This window comes from Eubacterium sp. F2, from assembly GCF_046244355.1.
Lineage (GTDB): Bacteria > Bacillota > Clostridia > Peptostreptococcales > Anaerovoracaceae > Aminicella.
The window spans coordinates 2,311,215-2,333,365 of the sequence record NZ_CP176393.1; the positions used below are offsets into that span (position 1 = coordinate 2,311,215).

General features: G+C 51.8%; 17 protein-coding genes. All 17 read right to left on the reverse strand.

Annotation, left to right across the window (positions count from 1 at the left end; translation table 11 throughout):
- Nucleotides 1–6: 6 nt before the first annotated feature.
- Complete coding sequence (locus ACI77B_RS10145; protein ID WP_409336696.1) at nt 7–1,491, reverse strand: aspartate aminotransferase family protein; 1,485 nt, start codon at nt 1,489–1,491, stop codon at nt 7–9.
- Nucleotides 1,492–1,749: 258 nt separating this feature from the next.
- Nucleotides 1,750–2,184 (reverse strand): hypothetical protein, encoded by a 435-nt coding sequence (locus tag ACI77B_RS10150; RefSeq protein ID WP_409336697.1) that lies wholly within the window; start codon nt 2,182–2,184, stop codon nt 1,750–1,752.
- Nucleotides 2,185–2,288: 104 nt separating this feature from the next.
- Nucleotides 2,289–3,047, reverse strand: a complete 759-nt coding sequence (locus ACI77B_RS10155; protein WP_409336698.1) for a hypothetical protein — start codon at nt 3,045–3,047, stop codon at nt 2,289–2,291.
- A 29-nt stretch (nt 3,048–3,076) separates the two neighbouring features.
- Nucleotides 3,077–3,943 (reverse strand): DUF2812 domain-containing protein, encoded by an 867-nt coding sequence (locus ACI77B_RS10160; RefSeq protein WP_409336699.1) that lies wholly within the window; start codon nt 3,941–3,943, stop codon nt 3,077–3,079.
- Nucleotides 3,944–3,997: 54 nt separating this feature from the next.
- Nucleotides 3,998–4,621: a flavodoxin family protein gene (locus ACI77B_RS10165; RefSeq protein ID WP_409336700.1), complete on the reverse strand. Its 624-nt coding sequence runs from the start codon at nt 4,619–4,621 to the stop codon at nt 3,998–4,000.
- Nucleotides 4,622–4,807: 186 nt separating this feature from the next.
- Nucleotides 4,808–5,119, reverse strand: a complete 312-nt coding sequence (locus tag ACI77B_RS10170; protein WP_409336701.1) for a PadR family transcriptional regulator — start codon at nt 5,117–5,119, stop codon at nt 4,808–4,810.
- A gap of 292 nt (nt 5,120–5,411) precedes the next feature.
- A complete protein-coding gene (nrdD, locus tag ACI77B_RS10175; RefSeq protein ID WP_409336702.1) occupies nt 5,412–7,601 on the reverse strand; it encodes an anaerobic ribonucleoside-triphosphate reductase in 2,190 nt (729 codons plus the stop codon).
- Nucleotides 7,602–8,106: 505 nt separating this feature from the next.
- A complete protein-coding gene (locus tag ACI77B_RS10180) occupies nt 8,107–12,099 on the reverse strand; it encodes a PolC-type DNA polymerase III (protein ID WP_409336703.1) in 3,993 nt (1,330 codons plus the stop codon).
- The gene (gene ispG / locus ACI77B_RS10185; protein WP_409336704.1) at nt 12,092–13,159 is read right to left on the reverse strand and encodes a flavodoxin-dependent (E)-4-hydroxy-3-methylbut-2-enyl-diphosphate synthase; all 1,068 of its coding nucleotides are present in this window, start codon (nt 13,157–13,159) and stop codon (nt 12,092–12,094) included. Before ispG ends, ACI77B_RS10180 begins: the two co-directional genes overlap by 8 nt.
- A 55-nt stretch (nt 13,160–13,214) precedes the next feature.
- Nucleotides 13,215–14,210 (reverse strand): RIP metalloprotease RseP, encoded by a 996-nt coding sequence (gene rseP / locus ACI77B_RS10190; protein WP_409336705.1) that lies wholly within the window; start codon nt 14,208–14,210, stop codon nt 13,215–13,217.
- Between the two features lie 10 nt (nt 14,211–14,220).
- Nucleotides 14,221–15,378: a 1-deoxy-D-xylulose-5-phosphate reductoisomerase gene (gene dxr, locus ACI77B_RS10195; RefSeq protein ID WP_409336706.1), complete on the reverse strand. Its 1,158-nt coding sequence runs from the start codon at nt 15,376–15,378 to the stop codon at nt 14,221–14,223.
- Between the two features lie 16 nt (nt 15,379–15,394).
- Nucleotides 15,395–16,198, reverse strand: coding sequence for a phosphatidate cytidylyltransferase (locus ACI77B_RS10200; protein WP_409336707.1), 804 nt, complete (start codon nt 16,196–16,198; stop codon nt 15,395–15,397).
- Between the two features lie 90 nt (nt 16,199–16,288).
- Nucleotides 16,289–17,047 carry an isoprenyl transferase gene (locus tag ACI77B_RS10205; RefSeq protein ID WP_409336708.1) on the reverse strand — a complete coding sequence of 253 codons (759 nt, stop codon included), beginning with the start codon at nt 17,045–17,047 and terminating at the stop codon, nt 16,289–16,291.
- A gap of 92 nt (nt 17,048–17,139) precedes the next feature.
- Nucleotides 17,140–17,691 (reverse strand): ribosome recycling factor, encoded by a 552-nt coding sequence (gene frr, locus ACI77B_RS10210; RefSeq protein ID WP_409336709.1) that lies wholly within the window; start codon nt 17,689–17,691, stop codon nt 17,140–17,142.
- A 195-nt stretch (nt 17,692–17,886) separates the two neighbouring features.
- A complete protein-coding gene (gene pyrH, locus ACI77B_RS10215; RefSeq protein ID WP_409336710.1) occupies nt 17,887–18,591 on the reverse strand; it encodes a UMP kinase in 705 nt (234 codons plus the stop codon).
- 111 nt (nt 18,592–18,702) lie between these two features.
- Entirely contained in the window at nt 18,703–21,453 is a 2,751-nt protein-coding gene (locus ACI77B_RS10220; RefSeq protein ID WP_409336711.1) for an NYN domain-containing protein, read from the reverse strand.
- Nucleotides 21,429–21,953 carry a C-GCAxxG-C-C family (seleno)protein gene (locus ACI77B_RS10225; protein ID WP_409336712.1) on the reverse strand — a complete coding sequence of 175 codons (525 nt, stop codon included), beginning with the start codon at nt 21,951–21,953 and terminating at the stop codon, nt 21,429–21,431. Before ACI77B_RS10225 ends, ACI77B_RS10220 begins: the two co-directional genes overlap by 25 nt.
- Nucleotides 21,954–22,151 lie beyond the last annotated feature (198 nt).

Genomic DNA, 22,151 nt, shown 5'->3' on the forward strand with positions numbered 1-22,151 from the left:
CCTCCTCTACGCTTCCATTGGTCCGCACTGGCTCAGCACTTTATCAAAACGGGCGATGACATCGTCGATCATTTCTTCTGTGTAAGCGGCACTCGTGTAAAGACGGGTTCCGGCAAGTGTAACGATGCCTTCTGCCATGTAAGCGGCCCCCATATGCTCCATTTCTTTCTGGCGGATGCTGGTCTCTTTCAGGATATGCGGAATCTGCCAAGGCTTGGTCCAGTCAATGGCAAAGTGCATGGTGCCTGCATTATCCAGGTGGCAGACAGAGCCGATATTGAAAGCAACAAACGGCAGATTGTATTTCTTAATGGATTTCTGCAGGCCCTTTGTCAGGCGGTCGCCCATTCTTCCTGCAACTTCGCAGGCATTCCTCTTCTCGATTTCGCATAAGGTGTAGTAACCGGCTACACAGCTGACCGGAGTTGCAGCCATCGTTCCGCCGCAGAGGGCCTTGGAAACTTTCTTTCCGGAGGAGTCGAGTCCGGCGCCCAGGTGAGCCATGACGTCCCGGTGTCCGCCGACACCGCCGGCTCCCGGATAACCGCCGGCGATAATCTTTCCGAATACGGTCAAGTCCGGATCAATTCCGTAGTAGCCCTGCGCTCCTCCCGGACCGATACGGAAACCGGAAACAACTTCATCGCAGACCAGAAGCGCTCCGTAGCGGTGAGCCAGTCTTTCGCAGCCCTTTACGAATTCCTTCGAAACCGGACGGGTTCCGCTCTCCGGGCCGATCGGTTCGATGAATACTGCTGCGGTGCCGCCCGTCAGCTGATTTTTCTTCAGGTGACGCTCCAGATCTTCCAGATCGTTCGGGAAAAATTCATCGGTGTGCTTAAAGACAAATCCAGGCACGCCCTTGGACATGAGACCTTTTGTCCCCGGAACCCGGATACCGTATGCCAGCTGATCGGACCAGCCGTGATAAGCACCGCCCATCTTCAGGATGTTCTTCTTCTTCGTTGCCAGACGGGCGATACGGGCCGCGACCATGCAGCCTTCTGTACCAGAACCAAGCATACGGAACATCTCAACGCTCGGAACCATATCAGAGATTTTCTTCGCCAGCTTGTACTCATATTCATGGAAAAGTCCGGTAGACGGGCCGCATGTGTTCAGAAGATCGATCACATGCTCCCGGACAACCGGGTCATTGCTTCCCAGAATCGTCGGGCCGCCTGCCTGAAGCAGATCATAATACTCATTTCCGTCGATGTCATAGAGCTTGGCACCTTCAGCCTTCGTGATCACGATCGGGAAAGGGTAATTGAAGGCCAGATTATGCTGCACGCCGCCTGGGATCACCGTTTTCGCCTCAGTGATCATTGCCTTCGACTTCGTGCATTTCTTCTCAAAATAGTTGTCCACATAGTTTCTCAGTGCGCCTTTACGAATCGTATAAACAGGCTTTCTGATCAGCTCATCCAGCTGCTTCGTAACCGCATCTGCATCGAGATACTCATCAATCGCGTAACCGTTATATGCCATTTCCTTACCTCCCTGATTCAACACTTGCTTGTTCTCTTTTTATTCTGAATTTTCTTTTCAGGCTGCAGTCTTATGCCCTGTAAATTATTCACCAGACTTGTGAGCGACTGCTCACATCTACCCTTAATCTACCACCCTCAGAATCTTCCGTCAATGAAAATAAGAAAATTGGATAAAATTTATGTAAAGGGCCGATTTCTTCAGGGATACGAAGCACAAAAAGAGGAGCCTGAACCGGCTCCCCAAGGTTTCCGGATGCTATACTTCTGAGCGTTTTCCTGAAGCGGATAATGCTGCGGAGAGTACTCCTGCTGCAATGAACGGAATTCCGGAGTCAATTACCTTAAACGGGGTAATATACGCCGTTGTTCTCGCAAACAGCCCGCCAAGCCAGCTGATAATAATCAGAAGGTAGGCGGCGAGTGCAGCATAGAGAATGATGCGGATTACCCTTGCAGCAGCTGTTTTTATCTGATAATTCCGCCTTTTCAGTATCGCAATCGCAATTACTGTACTCAGACAGAAGACAAAAAGCGGCTTTGCAAGGAATCCATAAAGCAGCACCAGCAGTTTATCCGGCTGGAAATTCGCAATGCTCTGATTCAGAGGCCCACGCAGACTGAACAGCATGGCCAGTGATAGAATACAGAGCGCACCCGTGATCGGAAGGTAATGGTTGGATTTTCTGGTCATCAGGACCACCTCCCTTCGTTTCTACTATTATACACTGAATAGCGCAGCTGAAAACATATATTATTAGTTATTCATTGTTTTTTGATGTATACTGCTTCTATATCTCAGTCCAGCCTGTCCTGCGGATATTTGCTGATTCTTTCCTTTATCAGCACAGCATTCCGCCTGTCTTTACTCAGATAAACTTTCCTGCATGCCTGATACAGCTTTTCTTCGCGGGCATACCCGGAGCGAGACTTATATTCCTGAAGCGCCGTATCCTGGATCTTTTTCCACTGATGATTCCAGTTTCCGCCTTTCTTTCTCTTCTGGAACTGTTTCTGTTCCTGCTTATACAGCTTGTCTGTCACATAGTCGAATGTATAGGTCTCCCGGCTTTTCCAGTAGATATCGGAAAAGTTGATTCCTGCCTCCCTGCAGGCTTTATTGATTTTCTTATAACTTTTCGCTTTCCGGCCTGAGGCGATCTGCCTCTTGATATAGGCGTTGATGTCGCTTTTTGTCCAGCGGATTCCCTGTGATTTCGCATAGGACAGCAGGGCTCTCTGGCTGATCATCGTTGTCTGCGCTTTCGCCCAGGCGCTTTTCCGACTCTTTCCGAACATTTTTTCCTGCTCCTGCGCGTAGGTATACATATACGTATACGCGCTTTCATAGCCTAGTTTATCACGCAGGTCCATGCCCTGTTTCTGGCATCTGACCCAGTTCTTCATGGATGCCGCACTTGCGCTTCTGCTTTTGTCTGCCGGCTCCTGCGAATGCTCCCCGGAGGACACAAACATATTCACAATCAGTGCAGCGGCAAGGGCTGCGAGAATGCAAAGACCTATAATTGAACGTATACGCTTATGTTTATCAGACATCTTTCTTTTCCTTCCAGTAACGAATAAAATTATGCTATTCTGGCATCCATGATTGTGAAGATCACAATAAGTGCAATCAATACTGCTGCAAACCATCCATAACTCAGGAACCAGTTAACCGGTCCGGAAACACCCTTCCTCCTCAGCTTGAAATTAGCTGTCGTTTGTGAAAAAACAGGTCCAAAGCAGAGAAGACCGATCAAAACCCAGGCAGCCCCATAGAATCCTCCGCCGCTTCTAAAAAACAGATAGACCTGCACAGCGCACCAGAACAGCGACAATCCCCATAACTGTAATTTATGATGCGACCACGTCGGCGTAAAGATCTGATTTTCCGCATTCCTCCTCGCCTGACGTTCCCAGTGTATATAGGTAAGCAATGTATCTGCATTGATTGCTGCAGCAAACAGCCATATAGCACATAAGGCCAGCGTATCCGAACGTTTGAGCAGTGATTTGCTGGCCATCAGCTGCTTTACGTTTATCAAACCCAAAACCATGCATACGAAAAACGAAATCATCCATCCCATTTTATACCCGACAGCACAGATGGAAATGTTATTTACCTGCACCAGCGGATCGGTTTCCAGCGGAACAGCATCTGGGTCCTCATTACAGAAAACCTTTATCTTTTTATTTTCTGCGACAAGCTCCCATCCTGCCTCTTCACAGAATTCCTGAAAGCGTAGTTCACTTCCGGTTGGAGGCGACCACTGCCTGCTGTCATCTACATAAGTAATCGCATATTTCACCCTGGCAGGCTCTGCACGGCGATAATGGATCGTCAGCCCAATTCCATCAACGCGCCAGCCGGATTCTGCTTTAGCGGTAAAATGTGTTTCCATGCTGCTGTGATCATAAAACGGAAACGCCATCAACTCGATAAACTGTTTCATTGGACACCTCTCCTTACGCCAGACCGGGCGGCACAGTCAGTAACGATTCATCCGTTATTTTCCATCCGCAAAGCTTGTGAAATACTCCGTTTCCTCAGCCGGACATCCCCCCTGCTCTTTCTCCATATGAATAAGACGGATCAGATGCGCCATATTTCTTCCTAAATTCCGCATGGTCTGCAGGCCTTCCAGGTCCTTTTCGACGTCCTCTGCAGTAAATCCATGAACCTGATTCCAGTAGGTGCTGGTGGCGATTGGCATTCCTGCGATAGAGAAATACTTATTCAGCACATCGAAAGAAGCCGTTGCTCCCCCGCGTCTGCAGCTGACCACTGCCGCACCAACCTTCATATGCATGGAAAAATCCGCACTGTAGAACAGCCGGTCCAGGAAGGACAGAATCGTGCCGTTCGGAGAGGCATAGTAAACCGGACTTCCGACAACCAGGCCGTCCGCATCCCTCAATTTCTCTGCAGTTTCATTCACCAGGTCATCGAAAATACATTTCCCCAGAGTTTCGCATTTTCCACAGGCAGTGCATCCGCGTATATCCTTATTTCCGACCTGAATCACTTCCGTCTCCAGGCCCTGCTCATTCAGCGTCTTCTCCACTTCCTGAAGCGCGCGTGCCGTGCATCCCTGCGTATGCGGACTTCCATTTAATAACAGTACTTTCATCAATATGCCTTCTTTCTCTTAATTTTCTCCGCGGACAAAACATTACCGGCCAAGGGGACAGCTTTCTTGAAAATTGTTATTTGTCCGCCGGCAGTCATTTACTTACGTCATTATACGACAGATCCATCCAGTCAGCCTGCCTTATATCCCGTTATTCAGGACTTTCAGGAAAAAGCAGACCGAAAACTAGCTCTTGATGTACAGCTCGTAATCGTGAATCTGGCATTTCAGCCGTTCATACTCTTCCTGAAGGGCTTCTCTTCCCGTTTCTGTCAGGAGGTAGCAGCGTCTCCGTCCCTCTGTCCGGGTCTGTTCAATCATGTCAGCGTTCGTGAACTGTTCCAGAAGATTGTACAGTGTCCCCGGACCGACATTCACCCTGCCGCCCGTCATTTCACTGACCTTCTTCATGACTTCCATTCCGAAACACTCTTCCTGAAAGCAGAGGAGAATGTAGAACATCTGCTCCGTCAGCGTCTGGAACTTCGACCTCGCCACGCTCTCCTCCCCTTCCTGTTTATTTCGCTTCACATTTCCTTTATATCGAATATCGATATCTCTTTGTATCTCCACTATAATATCGATGTTCGATATTGTCAACTAAGATCTTGCACAGTTACATTTTGTCGAAACAGACGCGCTATATTTTCAGAATACAGCTATCTTCTGCAGCAAGTTCTATTTTAAAAAGAATATATAAAAAGAGCCGCTGCATGAATGTCCCCATTCACACAGCGGCCCATGACCTCTTTTTCGCTTTTTATGTTTGCAGACCATCTTGCATTCTGCTTTACAGATGCATTACACGATCCTTGATCTCCTGCGTCCTGCCCTGGTTCCAGAACTGGGTTCCGATGTATCCGCAGGTGCGGCGGGCAACGGACATCTTATTCTGGTCGCGGTTTCCGCAGTTCGGGCACTCCCAGACGAGCTTGCCGCTCTCATCTTCGACGATCTTGATCTCGCCGTCGTAGCCGCATTCTTCGCAGTAGTCGCTCTTGGTGTTCAGCTCGGCGTACATGATGTTGTCGTAGATGTACTGCATGACGGTGATGACGGCCGGGATATTGTCCTGCAGGTTCGGAACTTCAACGTAGCTGATGGCTCCGCCCGGGGACAGCTTCTGGAATTCGGATTCGAACTTCAGCTTGTGGAAGGCGTCGATCGGCTCGGTGACGTGTACGTGGTAGCTGTTGGTGATGTAGTTCTTATCGGTGACGTGCGGGATGATGCCGAATCTTCTCTGCAGGCACTTTGCGAACTTGTAGGTTGTGGATTCCATCGGGGTTCCGTAAACGGAGTAGGCGATGTTCTCTGCGGCTCTCCACTCTTTACACTTGTCATTCAGCTTCTGCATGACTTTCAGGCAGAATTCACGTCCCTCTTCAGAGGTATTGCTCTTTCCGATCATTCTCCAGCACATCTCGCAAAGTCCTGCATAGCCCAGGGAAATTGTGGAATATCCGCCGTACAGGAGCTTGTCGATGGTCTCACCCTTCTTCAGGCGGGCCAGGGCTCCGTTCTGCCAGAGGATCGGGGCAACGTCGGAAACGGTTCCCTTCAGTCTCTCGTGGCGGCAGCGCAGAGCGCGGTGGCAGAGTTCCAGACGCTCGTCCAGAATCTTCCAGAACTTGTCCATGTCGCCGTCAGAGGAACATGCTGCGTCGACCAGGTTGATGGTGACAACACCCTGGTTGAAGCGGCCGTAGAATTTATGGCTGCCGTCCGGGTTGCGCTGGGAATCTTCAACGGTCAGGAAGGAGCGGCATCCCATGCAGGTGTAGACATTGCCGTCCTTCAGCTGTTTCATGATCTTGGCGGAGATGTAATCCGGAACCATTCTCTTGGCGGTGCACTCTGCGGCGAGTTTTGTCAGATAGAAGTATTGGGAATCCTCGTGGATGTTATCCTCATCCAGAACGTAGATCAGCTTCGGGAATGCCGGAGTGATCCATACGCCCTTCTCGTTCTTGACGCCCTGCATGCGCTGGCGCAGAACTTCTTCAATCATCATAGCCAGGTCGTCTCTGGTGCGTCCTTCCGGAACCTCGTCCAGATACATGAACATGGTGACGAACGGAGCCTGTCCGTTGCAGGTCATCAGGGTGATCAGCTGGTACTGGATCGTCTGGATTCCGTCTTTGATTTCTTTCTTCAGGCGCATTTCCGTGATGTCGTCGATAACCTTGTCGTCAACGCTAACACCGGTATCTTTAAACTCCTGAATGACAAGCTTGCGCAGCTTCTTTCTGCTGACGTCGACGAAAGGTGCCAGATGGGACAGAGTGAAGGACTGTCCGCCGTACTGGTTGGACGCAACCTGAGCGATGATCTGTGTGGTGATGTTGCAGGCGGTGTAAAAGCTGTGCGGCTTCTCGATCATCGTCTCGCTGATGACGGTTCCGTTCTGCAACATGTCTTCCAGATTGATCAGGTCACAGTTATGTTCCTTCTGTGCATAGTAGTCCATATCATGGAAGTGGATGATTCCTTCATTATGTGCTCTGACGATTTCCTCCGGCAGCAGAACACGGCGGGAAAGGTCTTTGCTGACTTCGCCGGCCATGTAGTCTCTCTGTGTGGAATTGATCACCGGGTTCTTATTGGAATTCTCCTGCTTGACTTCTTCGTTGGCCTGCTCGATCAGGGACAGGATTTCGTCGTCTGTGGTGTTGGCCTTGCGCGCCAGGGAACGGCGGTAACGGTAGCGGACGTATTTCTGCGCAACCTCGAAGGCACGCATTTCCATGATGCCTTTTTCGACCATGTCCTGAATTTCTTCTACATTGATTGCGCGCTGCATCTTCTCCACCTGCTGCGTTACATTTTCCGCAACGGCTTCGATCTGGTACTGGCTCATCTGATGGATGCGGTCCACTTCCTTATTGGCCTTGCTGACCGCGCAGACGATCTTCGTCTGGTCAAACGGCACTTCCTGACCGCTTCTTTTAATGACGTTACAAACAATTTCTCTGCCCATTGCCGCTCTCCTTTACCTTATCCACAATCTGAGTTTTCCACACCCCTGTGCATAAATTATGTATACAGATAGGCGCAGAAAACCGCAGGGCCGCATATTTTCACAGCCTCAGCTGCATTCTCTGCCTCCAGATCTCTGCATCTGCCTGCGGTCCCGTAACTCTGCATTATCGTAATCTTGTGCAGTGTTTCATACACTACACAAGATCTAGTTCATTTTATTCCCGCATCTCCACAATATCTTGTGTTCCTGCGACATATCTATCTTATACCCATCACCCGTCTTTTTAAAGTACTTTTTACAAATCATCCGGTATACATGACAAGTGCTTTTTTTACAAGGGCAAAGCCCTCACCCGGCAAGGAGAAAAATGTGCATAAATATTCAAAAACAGGTAATGTATATTTATGGAAAATCACGCCCGGCGCGTGCTTCTCTGCCAGTTTCATTTTGTCCTGAAATGAGCCGGTGAATAATCGAAAGATTCACCGGCGTCAGTCAGTCATTAAATTGCCCAGCAGATCTGGTCGGTCTCCGGCAGCCCCTCGAAAATCCCATGACTCCGCAGGGTTTCTATGACACTCTTTCCCAGATGCGCCCTGGTCTGGCAGTCCTCGACCGTATCAAACGGCTTCTCCTTATAGGCATCCACCAGCTGATTGGCCGCCGCCGCGCCGACGCCCTCATAGGCCGCAAACGGGAGCAGAACCTTGCCGTCTTTTTCCCAGAAGCGCTCCGCATAGGAGGAACCCAGCTCCGCCGGGAGAAACTCATAGCCTCTGGCGAACATCTCGTAGATGACCTCCAGAACGGTCTCGCTGTCCTTCTCCTTGGCGGTGGCATTGTTTCCCTTCATATTGATCTCGTCCATCTTTCTTAAGACGGCTTCCTTTCCCTTCAGCGCGGTTTCGGCATCAAAGTCGGCCAGCACGCTGGTGAAATAAGTCGCGTAGAAAGGAACCGGATAATACACCTTATACCAGGCCATACGGAAGGACATCATGACGTAAGCCACCGCGTGGGCCCGCGGGAACATATACTTAATCTTGGAGCAGGAATCGATGTACCACTGCGGAATGCCGTGGTCGCGCATGACCTGCTTATGCTCCTCGGTCAGAATCAGGTTCTTCTTACGGGTCTCCTCCATGATGCGGAAGGAGGTCTCGTTTTCAATGCCGTGGGCGATGCAGAAGTTCATGATGTCGTCTCGGGTGGAAATGACTTCACGCATGGTGGCGGTGCCGTCCCGGATGTATTCCTGGGCGTTGTTCAGCCATACATCGGTTCCGTGGGAGAAGCCGGACATTCTGACCAGATCCTCGAAACGCTTCGGCTTTACATCGTCCAGCATCTGCCGGGTGAATCCCGTGCCGAACTCCGGAATCGCGAAGGTGCCGTGACGGAAGCGGTAGTCCGGGTCCTTGATGTCCAGGGCCTCGGTTCCGTTGAAAATGCTCAGCACCTTCTGGTCGGTCAGATCGACGTGCAGCGGGTCCACACCGGTCATGTCCTGCAGCTGGCGGATCATGGACGGGACGGTGTGTCCCAGAATGTCCAGCTTCAGCAGGTTCTTATCGATTTTATGGTAATCGAAATGCGTCGTGATGATGTCGGTCTTGGTGTCGTTTGCCGGATGCTGGATCGGGCAGAACTCGAAAATGTCGTGGTCTCTCGGCACGATGATGATTCCGCCCGGATGCTGGCCCGTAGTGCGCTTTACACCCGTGCAGCCTTCCGTCAGACGGTCGATCTCGAACTTATTGACCGGACGCCCGGTCTCTTCGAAAAACCTTCTCACGTAGCCGTAAGCGGTTTTCTCGGCGATGGTGCCTACCGTGCCCGCCTTGAATACATTCTTCTCTCCAAAAATCACGCCGACGTACTTATGCGCCCGCGCCTGATATTCACCCGCGAAATTCAGGTCGATATCCGGCTCTTTGTTTCCCTTGAATCCCAGGAAGGTCGCGAACGGAATGGTGAAGCCGTCGCGCTTCATCTCCGCGCCGCATTCCGGACACTTCTTCGGCGGCATGTCCAGTCCGTTATCGTACTTGGACATATCGCCCCACTCAAGGTGCTTGCACTTGGGACAAATATAATGCGGGTCAAGGGGATTGACCTCGGTGATTCCCGCCATGGTAGCCGCAAAAGACGAACCGACGGATCCTCTGGATCCGACCAGGTAACCGTCCTGCAGGGACTTGTTTACCAGACGCTCCGCGGAAACGTACATGACTGCGTAGCCGTTGCTGATGATGGCGTTCAGCTCCGTGTCCAGGCGCTTCTGGATTTTTTCCGGAAGCGGGTCGCCGTAAATCCGGTGGGCTCTCTCGAAGCACTTATTATACAGTTCTTCCTCCGCGCCGTCGATCTTCGGCGGGCATTTTTCATCCGGAACCGGCTTGATGCCCTCTTCCACCCAGTCCGCAATCTTATTGGTGTTATCGACGACAACCTTCTGGGCCATGTCTTCTCCAAGGTAGGAGAATTCTTTAATCATCTCGTCCGTGGTTCGTAAATAAAGGCCTTGGCCGTTTTCCGCGTCCTTGAATCCCATGCCGTAAAGCAGGATGTTTCTGTAGATGGCGGAATCCGGCTCATCGTAGTGGGCGTCGGTGGTAGCGCAGACTGGCTTGTCCAGCATGTCTGCGATGTGGACAATCCGCTTGTTATAGGCTTTCAGGTCATCCCAGCTGTTGACCTCCGGGAACTTGTCCGAGTCCAGCATGAAACGGTTATTGATCAGCGGCTGGATCTCCAGATAATCATAGTATTTCGCGATTTCCGCGACTTCCTCATCGGACTTTCCCTGCTCCAGGGCACGGTAGACTTCTCCCGCTTCGCAGGCGGAACCGACAATCAGCCCGTCTCTGTATTTATCCAGAACGGTTCTCGGGATTCTCGGCTTCTTATAAAAGTATTTAACGTGAGAAATCGAAACGAGTTTATAGAGGTTTCTCAGGCCGTGCTGGGTGCGGCAGAGAAGAATGATATGGTTCGTTCCCTTTTTCTTCTTGTAGTCGATGTTTCCCTCTGCGTCGATGCAGCCTTCATCGTCATAGAGATAGCCCTCCATGCCGTAAATGACCTTGATCGGCTTTCCTTTTTTTGCCAGTTTTCCGGCAATGGCCGCCGCGTCCGGGAAGGACTGGACAACGCCGTGGTCGGTGATGGCCACAGCCGGCTGGCCCCAGTCGGAAGCCAGCTGCACGATGCGTTCCGGATCGTTCAGGGCGTCCATGGCGCTCATCTTGGTATGGCAGTGCAGCTCCACGCGGCGGCCCTTTTCCCAGGTATCCTTTCTTTCCGGGATGCCTTCCCCCTTGGAGATATTACGGACGATGACATTCAGCGCGTTGTCGTACTTACTCCACTCCGTTTCTCCCTGACAGATGATATAGTCGCCTTCATTGATCCGCTTATCGATGTCATTCCATTTTTCGTTTTTGACAAAAGCCTTCACGCAAGTGGACGACTTTTTATCGGTAATCAGCAGGGTGACGATCTGCTTGTTATTTTTGATCGGCCGGTTCTCTTTATGGAAAACGATTCCCTCGATGACGACTTTTCCGCTCTCCGGAGTCAGCTGCATGAGTGGGGTGGATTCTCCGTGAATTCCGCGGCCCAGCACAACTTCTGTGCCTCTCTTCATGCCGCCAGAAGAATGTCCCGCTGCAGGACGGGCCTTTCTGGCGTGTCCGGTTCCGGATCCCTCTTTTCTGGATCTGGTCAGGCCGGACGGGGCCGCTGCAGAAGAAGCTGCAGCCGGCTGCGCCTGCGGCGCATCTTCCCAAGGCGGAATTTCCCCTGCTCCGTCAGAAGCCGGCATACCTCCTCCGTAAGCCGCAAGAAGCTGGTCCGCGTCAGCACCCTGGGCATCTCTCATACCCTGGTCATAGGCGTCAAACCCTGTGTCTGCCGCCGCGTCATAATATGGGTCAGATCCCGGAGAAGAGAGAATTTCATCCTGGGAAAGTTCGCGTTTTCTCTTCTCTCCCACCTCTTTATAGCGCTCTTCATCATTTTCAAAGCGGACAGTGCAGGTGAAGCCGAAAGTTTCTCTGACTTTCTGGGACAGCTCTGCTGCCAGCTCGTCATTCATTTTCTCTGTTGCCATCCGGCCAAAAGATCCGAGGACAGCCGTACGTCCCTCTATCTTTACTCTGGACGGGTCAAAGGCGACCTTTCCGATGGAACCAGATTCTCTGATCAGACGCGGAAGATACAGCTCCAGAATCTCCTCTTCAGAAAGCACCATCTGGTCCCGGTCATAGTGATAATGCAGCTCCACCCCGGCAAGTCCCTGAAGCTGGCGGATCACTGCTTCTTTCAGCTTCCGGTCATCTTCTGCAGGCACGATAAAATTCAGGCGCATGTCCATAGACAGTACGCCTGTTTCCTTTCTGATCTGCGCGTCTTCAATGACGCACTCCATCTGTTCTTTCTTATTTTCCGGTAATCTGTTCCAGCTGACAAAATCCTGAATCAGTTTATTCAATCTTTCCCGCTCCTTCACGAATTGCCGCGATCAGACCGTCCTCAAGCTGGTCTTCTTCAACGGTTTTCAGTACTTTTCCTTTAGCGAAGATAATGCCTTTTCCATCGCCTCCGCAGATGCCGTAGTCCGCTTCTGCCGCCTCCCCCGGTCCGTTGACCACGCAGCCCATGACCGCGATTTTCAGACCTTCCGGAAGATCCTTTTCCTCCGTCAGGCGTTTTTCTACCGACTCTGCAAGCTGCTGAAGCGGAATTCTGGTCCTTCCGCAGGTCGGACAGCTCACCAGTTCGAACTTCGGCTTTCTCAGGCCGATGCTTTCCAGCAGATTTCTGGCAAAAAGAACCTCTTCCACCGGATCAGCAGTCAGGGAAACACGGAGGGTGTCTCCAATACCGGACAGCAGCAGCGCGCCGATCCCGGCTGCACTCTTGATCTTTCCCATTTTGACCGTTCCTGCCTCTGTGATGCCGATATGGAAAGGATGGTCGATCTTCTGCGCCGCAATCTTATGGGCATCAAAATTCATCTGCACATCGCTGGACTTGATGGAGACGACCAGGTCATCGTATCCCATGTCCTCGATCATACGGACGTTCTTTACGGCACTTTCTGCCAGGGCTTCTGCCGTCACGTGGCCGTATTTCTGCAGCAGGTCTTTTTCTACCGATCCGGAGTTCACGCCGACACGGATCGGCACCTGATGCTCCTTCGCGGCATCGACAACCCGCTGCACGTTTTCACGGGAGCCGATGTTTCCCGGGTTGATGCGGATCTTGTCTGCTCCGGCCTCGATCGCGCCGACGGCCATTCTCCAGTCAAAATGGATGTCTGCAACCAGAGGCATGTCGGTCTTCTGCCGGATGCGGGAGAAGACCTGCAGCGCCTCCTGATTCGGAACGGCCAGGCGGACTATCTGACAGCCCGCCTCCTGAAGCTCTCCGATCTGTTTCAGAATTCCCTCTTCATTCCGGGAATCCACATTGCACATCGACTGTATAACAACCGGCGCGCCGCCTCCGACGGGAACATTGCGCACCATAACCTGTTTTCTGCTGCTCATCGTTTTCCTCTTTTCTGTGTCTGACTACCTTATCACAGAACCCGCTTTCTGTCCATCAGAAAAGACGGGTGATGTCATGCCAGGTAACCACAATGGTCAGCGCCATCAGGAGGGCAAAGCCGATCAGATGAACGCTTCCTTCCATAGAATCTGTGATATGCTTTCCTCCGATCTTCCGGATCAGAAGGAAGAGAATTCTTCCTCCGTCCAGCGCCGGAAGCGGAAGAAGATTTACTATTGCCAGGTTCAGGCTGATAAAGGCCGTAAATGTCAGGAAATAGGTGAATCCGTAGCTGACCGTCTTATGCACCGCCGTCACGATTCCAACAGGGCCGCTGACGTCCTTCATGCCGGCCTTTCCTGTGATCAGCTGGCCGAGCGTCTTGTACATAAAGGCGCCTGCATATCCTGTGGCCCGGATGCTGCGGACGAAAGCTCTGCCCGGATTATGGGACAGCACCGGCTCAATGCCGATCAGATATCTTCCCTGGCTCTTCACCGGAGTAATCGAAAAACTTTTCTGCTTTCCTGAGCGGTCGACCGTTACAGAAACGGTTTTCCCCTTCTGTGCCTGCACAATTATTCCTATATTCTCCCAGGAACTGACCTTTTTCTGGTTGATTTCCGTGATCTTGTCTCCGGCCTGAATGCCTGCCGTATAGGCAGGTTTTCCCGCCTCAGTTTTTGAAACGGTCGTCGTGGTCATGCCGTTGACGCAGAACACCAGCATAAACAGCATGATGCAGATGAGAAGGTTCATGCATGCACCCGCCACAAGGACCAGGAACTTCTGGCCTGCTGTCTTACTGCTGAATGAACCTTCATGACCGCTGTCTTCATTTTCTCCTTCCATGGCGCAGTAGCCGCCGATCGGAAGAAGCCTTACAGCGTACAGGGTTCCGTTTTTTTCTTTTTTCCAGAGCGCAGGTCCCATGCCAAAGGAAAATTCATTAACCTGAACGCCCACCGCCCGCGCAGCAAGAAAATGTCCGAGCTCATGCGGAAAAATCATTACCGCAAACAAGAGGACTGCAAGAATCAGTGTCTGCATAATCTATCCTTTACTTTTCGACGAAATCTCTGTAGGTCTTCTCACGCGTCTGTTCATCGATTTCCAGAATCTGCGTGAGATCCGGATTTTCTACTTTGTGATGCTGCTGCATGATTTTTTCGATGCTTTCCGGAATATCGGTAAAGCCGATCTTGTGGTCCAGGAAGGCCTGTACCAGAACTTCGTTTGCCGCATTCATGACTGCCGGGCAGCTTCCGCCCTCTTTTGACGCGGAAACCGCCAGCGGAAGGCAGCGGAAGGCTGTCGTATCCGGCTCTTCAAAGGTCAGCTGGTTCGCAGGAGAATGGAAGAAGTCCAGTCCCTCTCCGTCCCAGTGCAGTCTTTCCGGGTATCCCAGAGCCACGCTGATCGGAATTCTCATATCCGCCTTTCCCATCTGCGCGATGACCGTCGTATCATCAAACTCCACGGCGGAATGCACGATGCTCTGGGGATGAACCAGAACCTGAATATCATCGATGTCTACATGGAAGAGCCATTTGGCTTCAATCATTTCCAGTCCTTTATTCATCATCGTCGCAGAATCGATGGTGATTTTTCTTCCCATCTTCCAGTTCGGATGTTTCAGGGCCATCTCCGGGGTCACCGTTTTCAGCTGGCTGTAATTCCAGCCCCGGAAGGGACCGCCGGATGCGGTCAGAAGGATTCTTCTGATCTTCTTTCCCTTATTTCCCTGCAGGCACTGGAAAATCGCAGAGTGCTCGCTGTCTACAGGAAGCATGTTCACCTTGTTTTTCTTCACGGCATCCATAATCAGGTGTCCGCCGGTGACCAGTGTCTCCTTATTCGCCAGCGCAATGTCCTTTCCGCTCTGAATCGCGTGATAAGTCGGCACCATGCCGCGCATGCCCATCAGGGAGTTGATCAGAAGGTCGCTTTCCTTTTCTGCCGCCTCGATCAGGCCGCCTTTTCCGGAAACCACTTCAAGGCGCGGAAATTCTTTCTTTAATGCGGCTGCATCTTCCTCTTCTGCGGTGCAGACCATCTCCGGGCGGAACGTTCTGATCTGCTTTCTTAACAGATCCACATTTTTTCCGCAGGTCAGCGCAGTCACCTGAAAGGCTTCCGGATGCCGGCTGATCACATCCAGTGTCTGGGTTCCGATCGAGCCGGTACTGCCGAGAATTGTAATTTTCTTCCTTGCCATGTGATTTTTGTCCTCTCTAGAAAATGATATGGAAATGCATCAGGATGATGGCGGTGTAGTAGTAAATGAACGGAGCCGTGAACAGGATGCTGTCAAAACGGTCCATGATGCCGCCGTGGCCAGGAATGAGGTTTCCGTAGTCCTTAATGCCCATTTTCCTCTTATATGCGGATGCGGTCAGGTCGCCGAACATGGAAATCGGTGCGCCGATCAGTCCCATGATGACACAGGTTCCGACGAACTCTCTGCAGAAAATCATGCCGAAAGCCCAGCAGACCAGCGTGCAGCCGATGATGCCGCCGATTGCGCCTTCCCAGGTCTTCTTCGGGCTCAGATGCGGCGCCATCTTGTGTTTTCCCAGGAACACACCCGTGAAGTAGGCGCAGATGTCCGTTCCGAAGGCCGTCAGCAGGATCAGCCACTTGAAGATGCTGAATGCGCCGGTCTCGTCGATCATGGTGACGTGGAAGGAGAAGAAGATAATGTAGATGATTCCGATGATGGTAACCATTGCATCGTCCGGGGTTCTCTTCTGCACGTTAAACATATAGACGGAGCCTGCCATGATGACAGCGACCAGCCAGGCGGCGATCAGCTTGTAATCATCCGGCCAGAAGCCGTTTAACAGGTAGAGGATGAACATAAAGATGTAGGCCATCGGTTCGTTTGCATGGACGCCGATCTCGCGGAATCCGCGGTAAAATTCGTGGACGCCCATGGCACCGATTAAGATGGCCAGCGCCGTCAGCCAGTAGCCGCCCAGCCAGACGAAAAGCAGAAGCGGCACCATGCACGCGCCGGAAATAATTCTTGTTTTCATTTTTTCACACTTTCTAAAACAACTGCAGGCGGAAGTCCCGGGCCTGTAGCTCCGGATACCGGGATATTTCATGACTCCCGGTTTCCTTAATTACTTTCTTCCGCCGAACCTTCTGTCTCTTCCCTGATATTCTTCCAGAAGCTGCTCAAACACTTCCGGAGTGAAGTCCGGCCAGAGCACATCGGTGAATACAAACTCGCTGTAGGCGCACTGCCAGAGCAGGAAGTTGGAAAGCCTCTCTTCTCCGCTGGTGCGGATGATCACATCCGGATCCGGGACATTTCCATTCTCATCTCCGGACCAGAGAGACCGGCTGATCATGTCTTCCGTGATTTCCCCGCTGATCTCCCCGCTGCGAACCTTGTCAGCGATCTTGTTCACACCGCGCAGAATATCCGCGCGTCCGCCGTAATTTAACGCAATGTTGAACTGCATTCCTGTGTTGTCCGCGGTTTCTTTCAGGGTTTCATCCATACTCTTCTTCGCTTTCGGAGGGATGATGGAATAATCGCCGAAGCATTTTACCCTTACATTTTCTTCATTCAGTTCATCCAGATCCAGGTCCACGAACTTGGTCAGCAGTCTGAAAATCCCGCCGACCTCCTCCTGCGAGCGTTTCCAGTTTTCCGTGGAAAAGGCGTAGACCGTCAGGTACTGAATGCCCAGATTGGAAGCGCAGCGCACGATTTCCTTCATGGATTCCATGCCCGCATTGTGTCCGGCGAGGCGCGGAAGGCCGTGCTTCTTCGCCCATCTGCCGTTTCCATCCATAATGATCGCAACGTGACGAGGCATTCTGTCTTTATCCAGCATAATCGATTCTGTTCCTTTCGTCTGATTTTTCCGCATCCGTGCACACAGCGCGTGTATAATGCGGCATCTTCCATAACGTGAAAAAGACGGCTGCATCCAACAGCAGCCGCCCTATAAAGTTTTCGGAATTATACTTCCATAATCTCCTTATCTTTCTGCGCGATAATCTGATCGATGTCCTTGATCGCCTTATCAATGGTCTTCTGTGTTTCTTCCAGCTCTTCATTGCGGTCGTCCTCAGAAATTTCTCCGTCCTTCTCGCGCTTCTTGATGTCGTCATTAACCTTTCTTCTGAGGTTTCTGACTGCAACCTTGGCTTCCTCACCCATCTTCTTGGTGGTCTTCTTCAATTCCTTACGGCGCTCCTCTGTCAGCGGCGGAATGACAAGGCGGATGACCTTTCCATCATTGGTCGGCGTGATGCCCAGGTTGGCAACCTCGATTGCTTTCTCAATGTCTCCCACGGACTTCGGATCAAACGGTGTGATCATCAGCGTTCTCGGATCCGGTGTGGAAATATTCGCCAGGCTCTTCAGCGGTGTCGGCGATCCGTAATAATTAACCGTTACACGATCCAGCAGCGCCGCGTTTGCGCGTCCTGCTCGCACCGTGTTCAGCGCCTCCTTCAGGTCGATCTTGGTTCTTTCGATCTTCTCATCTAAAGACTTATTCTTAGCCATTTTCAGTCCTCCTGTGATAATCCGGCTGCCGCCGGCAGAGCTTTCCTGCCTCTTTTCTTCTGACAAAAAATACTCAGCAAGAAAACACTCTCTTTTTCAACGGCAAATTCTGTATCCCATGTCCGTTTACATGCACGGACACTTGCTGCTTATCTATTCTATACGTTCTTTCATCAGACGTATTGAAAATCCTGTCTATTCAATCAGGGTTCCGATCTGCTCTCCGCAGACGGCTCTGACCATGCTGTTCTCCTCAGCCAGTCCGAACACCTGAATCTTCATATTGTTCTCCATGCAGATGGTTGCCGCGGTCAGGTCCATGACCTTCAGCTCCTGCTCGACAACTTCCTTCATGGTCAGGTGGTCATACTTCACTGCATTCGGGTCCGTCTTCGGATCTGCAGAGTATACCGCGTCGATATTCTTTGCAAGCAGAATGATATCCGCATCTATGTTTACCGCACGCAGGGCAGCCGCTGTATCCGTGGAAAAATGCGGCTCTCCGATGCCCGCTCCGAAAATCACGACATCCTTGTCGCTCAGTTCTTTCAGCGCTCTTCTCCAGATATACGGTTCTGCGACTTCATTCATCGTAATGGAAGTCTGGACTCTGGCCTTGACGCCCTCTGCAAGCAGCGCGTCCTGCAGGGCAAGGGAATTCATAACGGTAGCCAGCATTCCGATATAGTCCGCTGTCTCACGCTTCATGCTCTGGCTCGTTCTGCCTCTCCAGAAATTTCCGCCTCCGACGACAATCGCAACCTCTACACCCAGATCATGCAGCTGCTTGATCTCTCTGGCGACCAGTGCCGTCGTCTCTTCATTGATGCCGCTTCCGCTTCCGCCGGAAAGGGCCTCACCGCTGATCTTCAGAAGCACTCGGTTATATTTTGGTTCCATACAGTTCTGCTCCTTTATATATGATTGTATTTCAAATAAATAAGTATTCCCTGTTCTCTGATCCTCAAGTACCCATTTATATTTTATTATAGCATGACTTCAGCAGTCACTTCAACTCGATTCCCTGCTGATCACGCGCCGGATGGCATCTTCTACGGAGCGCACTTCTGCCTCAAATTCCCGGGAGGATGTCCTGAGCGCGCCGTGACCTAAAGAAATCTGCTGCACCTGGCTGTCGCTGGTCACGACCCGGACCTGATATTTTCCAGACAGCTCCTTAGTCATCCTCTCGATATAGGAGTCGGCGGTCTGGTCCTCATTCGTGTAGATGACTTCGATATCATGGAACTTTCCGCTACTGGCGGAACCTCCTCCTTTTACCTTATAGGCATCGAAAATCACCGCGATCTTACAGCGCATGAAGCCCTGATAATTGCAGAGGGTTTCCAGGAGCTGCTGGCGGGCAGCGCCGTAGTCCATCTTGCAGAGTCCTTCCAGATTATCCCAGTTGTGGAGGACATTGTAGCCGTCCACGATCAGGTATTCCTGGGCACGCTTTTCCATTTCTTTTTTTCTGGCGGCCATGTGGGAATGCTTCTGCCGGGCCTTCTGTTCCGTGGAAAGATCTCTTGCGGCCGCACTTTCCGGCGCTGTCTCCTGGCGGGTGGTTTTTGTCGAATAACCGTAGTCCACCGTTCCGTCTGCATTGATCATCCGGACGCCGGAAATGCCGGAGCCTGCCGCGTTCATGCGCACATTGCTGCCAGAAGTCTTATCGCCTCCGATCTGTCCGTAAGTCTTCTCGAAAATCGCCATGAGCTCCTTATCATCTGCGATCCGGTGTTCATACTCATGCACCCTCGCGGCGGTCAGGTCATCGTCATCCGCGCCGGCATCCTGCTCCAGAATGCTCGGAAGGTGCATGTAATCTTCCACCTGATCCCAGGAAATGATGCTGCTCTCTCCGTGCATGCAGAAGACGGAATCCGCCGGATTGTCCACGTCACGCAGAGGATCGTAGCCGATTTCATCCAGCACTTCCCCGGTATTGTGGCAGACATCGTAGCCATCGAGCTGAAGGTAAATTCTTCCATTTCCCCTGCTATAACGGGTCAGTTCCTCCTGATAAGTCATCAGGCCGGATGCCGGCCCCCGGCCCCTCAGCACGGAATGGTCCTCTCCCGTTTCCGGCGGCTGGAAACTGCCATTGATTTTCTGCATATCTGTCATGGCCCGGCCGACGTTTTCTGTCGGAAGCTCGATCGTATAGGAGAACCACGGTTCCAGCAGGATATTCTCTGCCTTCATCAGTCCGTTTCTCACAGCTCTCAGAGCAGCCTGACGGAAATCCCCGCCTTCCGTGTGCTTCTTGCTGGCCTTTCCGCTGACCAGGGTGATTTTCACATCCGTCAGAAGGGATCCGGTCAGAACACCGACGTGGGAATACTTCTGGAGCGCCGTCATAATCTGACTCTGCCAGTTCCGGTTCAGCTGATCCACCGGCGCCACCGACTGATAGGAAATCCCGCTCCCCCGCTCCTGGGGTTCGATCAGAAGATGCACCTCCGCGTAATGCCGCAGCGGCTCGAAATGCCCGACCCCTTCCACCGGAGCCGCAATCGTCTCTTTATACAGAATCTTCCCGGAGCCGAAAGACACTTTCCTTCCAAAACGGTCCAGCATGGTCTGGGCCAGGACTTCAAGCTGCACCTGCCCCATCATCTGGATGTGGATCTCCTGCGCCGCAGCCTTCCAGCTGACATGGAGCTTCGGATCCTCCTCCGCGAGCTCTCTGACTTCCTGAAGCAGGGTATGGTAATCCGTTCCGTCTTCAGAAATCACCGTGTAGGTCAGGAAGGGCTCCAGAATCTCCGGATGCGTGTTCTTCTCGAATCCGTAGCCATCGCCGGCCTCAGACTGAGACAGCCCTTCCGCCGCAACGATCATGCCCTGGCCGGCCTCTTGCACGGCGTTATACTGCTGGCCGGAATACAGACGGATCTGGTTGACCTTCTCTTCCCATGGCTCTCCGTCATCCGTTTTTCCGCTGATCTTGTCCTTTACCCGCAGGCTTCCTCCCGTGATTTTCATAAAGGTCAGGCGGCGGTCATCCTCATCTCTGGCGATTTTATAGACCCTGGCGCCGAACTGCTCCTCTTTCTTTTCCGGCAAAGTAAACCTGGCAAGGCCTTTAAGAAACTCGGAAACGCCTTCCATCTTCAGAGCCGAGCCGAAAAATACCGGGAAAACTTCCCGTCTCTTTACTGCCCGGGCGATATCCTGGTCGGTAATTTTCTGGTCTTCCAGGACCCTCTCCATCAGAGCTTCTGATCCCATGGTCAGGCTGTCGGTGAAGCGCTCTCCTCCGGTTACGGAAAAATCGGTGAATCCGCTGCCGAATTTCTCCTGCAGGATATCGATCCATTCGGATTTTTTGTGGATGGACAGGTCCATCTTATTCATGAATATAAATGTAGGAATCTGGCTTCTCTTCAGCAGTTTCCAGAGGGTTTCTGTGTGGCTCTGGATACCGGATCCCGCGCTGATCAGAAGAATCGCGTAATCCAGGACAGACAGGGTTCTCTCCGTTTCCGAGACAAAATCCACATGGCCAGGAGTATCCAGAATCGTCATCTGCATGTCCTGCCAGCTCAGCTGCGCCTGTTTAGAAAAAATCGTGATCCCCCGGCTCCGTTCCAGTTTTCCGGTGTCCAGGAAGGATGTCCCGTGGTCGACACGTCCCAGACGGGTGATTTCCCCGGTCTTATATAGCATAGCTTCAGACAGTGTCGTTTTCCCGGCATCAACGTGTGCAAGAATACCCGTTACGATACGCTTCATGCCTGCTCCTGCTTTCTGCATGCAGCGACCTTCTCATCCAGCCAGCTCTGAAGTTCCTGATTCTTTTCTTCTGTCAGAAGACCTTTTTCTCTTAAAATAATCTGCGCCGTTTTGGTTACAGAATACTCAACAATTCCCGTGCACTTGTTCTTTCTTTCATCGGAATTTTTCTCCATGCCAGAAATGATCGCCCCGCAGCAGGCATGCCCGGCACAGCTTGCGAATGCGTCGTGATACTCTCTGGTCAGTTTCTGGCAGTTTGCGTACTCGCTTCCCTTCGGCTCTTTTCTTCCGAAATAGTGGCCAATCAGCATCACTCCTCCTGCCAGAGCGCCGCAGGAGCATCCGGCTCCGCCCATGCCCCAGGGGAAGCCGCTGCTTGCCGCAATCAGCTCGTCCGGGATTTCCGGATCCAGATCCTGTTGAATCGCATAAATAACCGATTCTGAACAGGCAAAACCGTTATGGAAAATATGGACTGCATCTTCACGCAGCTTCTGAAAATCAACATTCTGATTCATTTGTGCCTTCCCTTTCTGCATGCATCAAAGTGTGCATTTCTATACATCAAGGCCGGCGCGCCCAGTGTCTTTCACGGACGACGGCGCGCCGGCTTTTCTGCAATTTCAGTTTATCTTTTATTTTACCACGAATCGCGGCATTTGGGCAGACACGTCTTTTGTTTCCGGAATCATGCCAGAATACCCGGAGGGAATCTG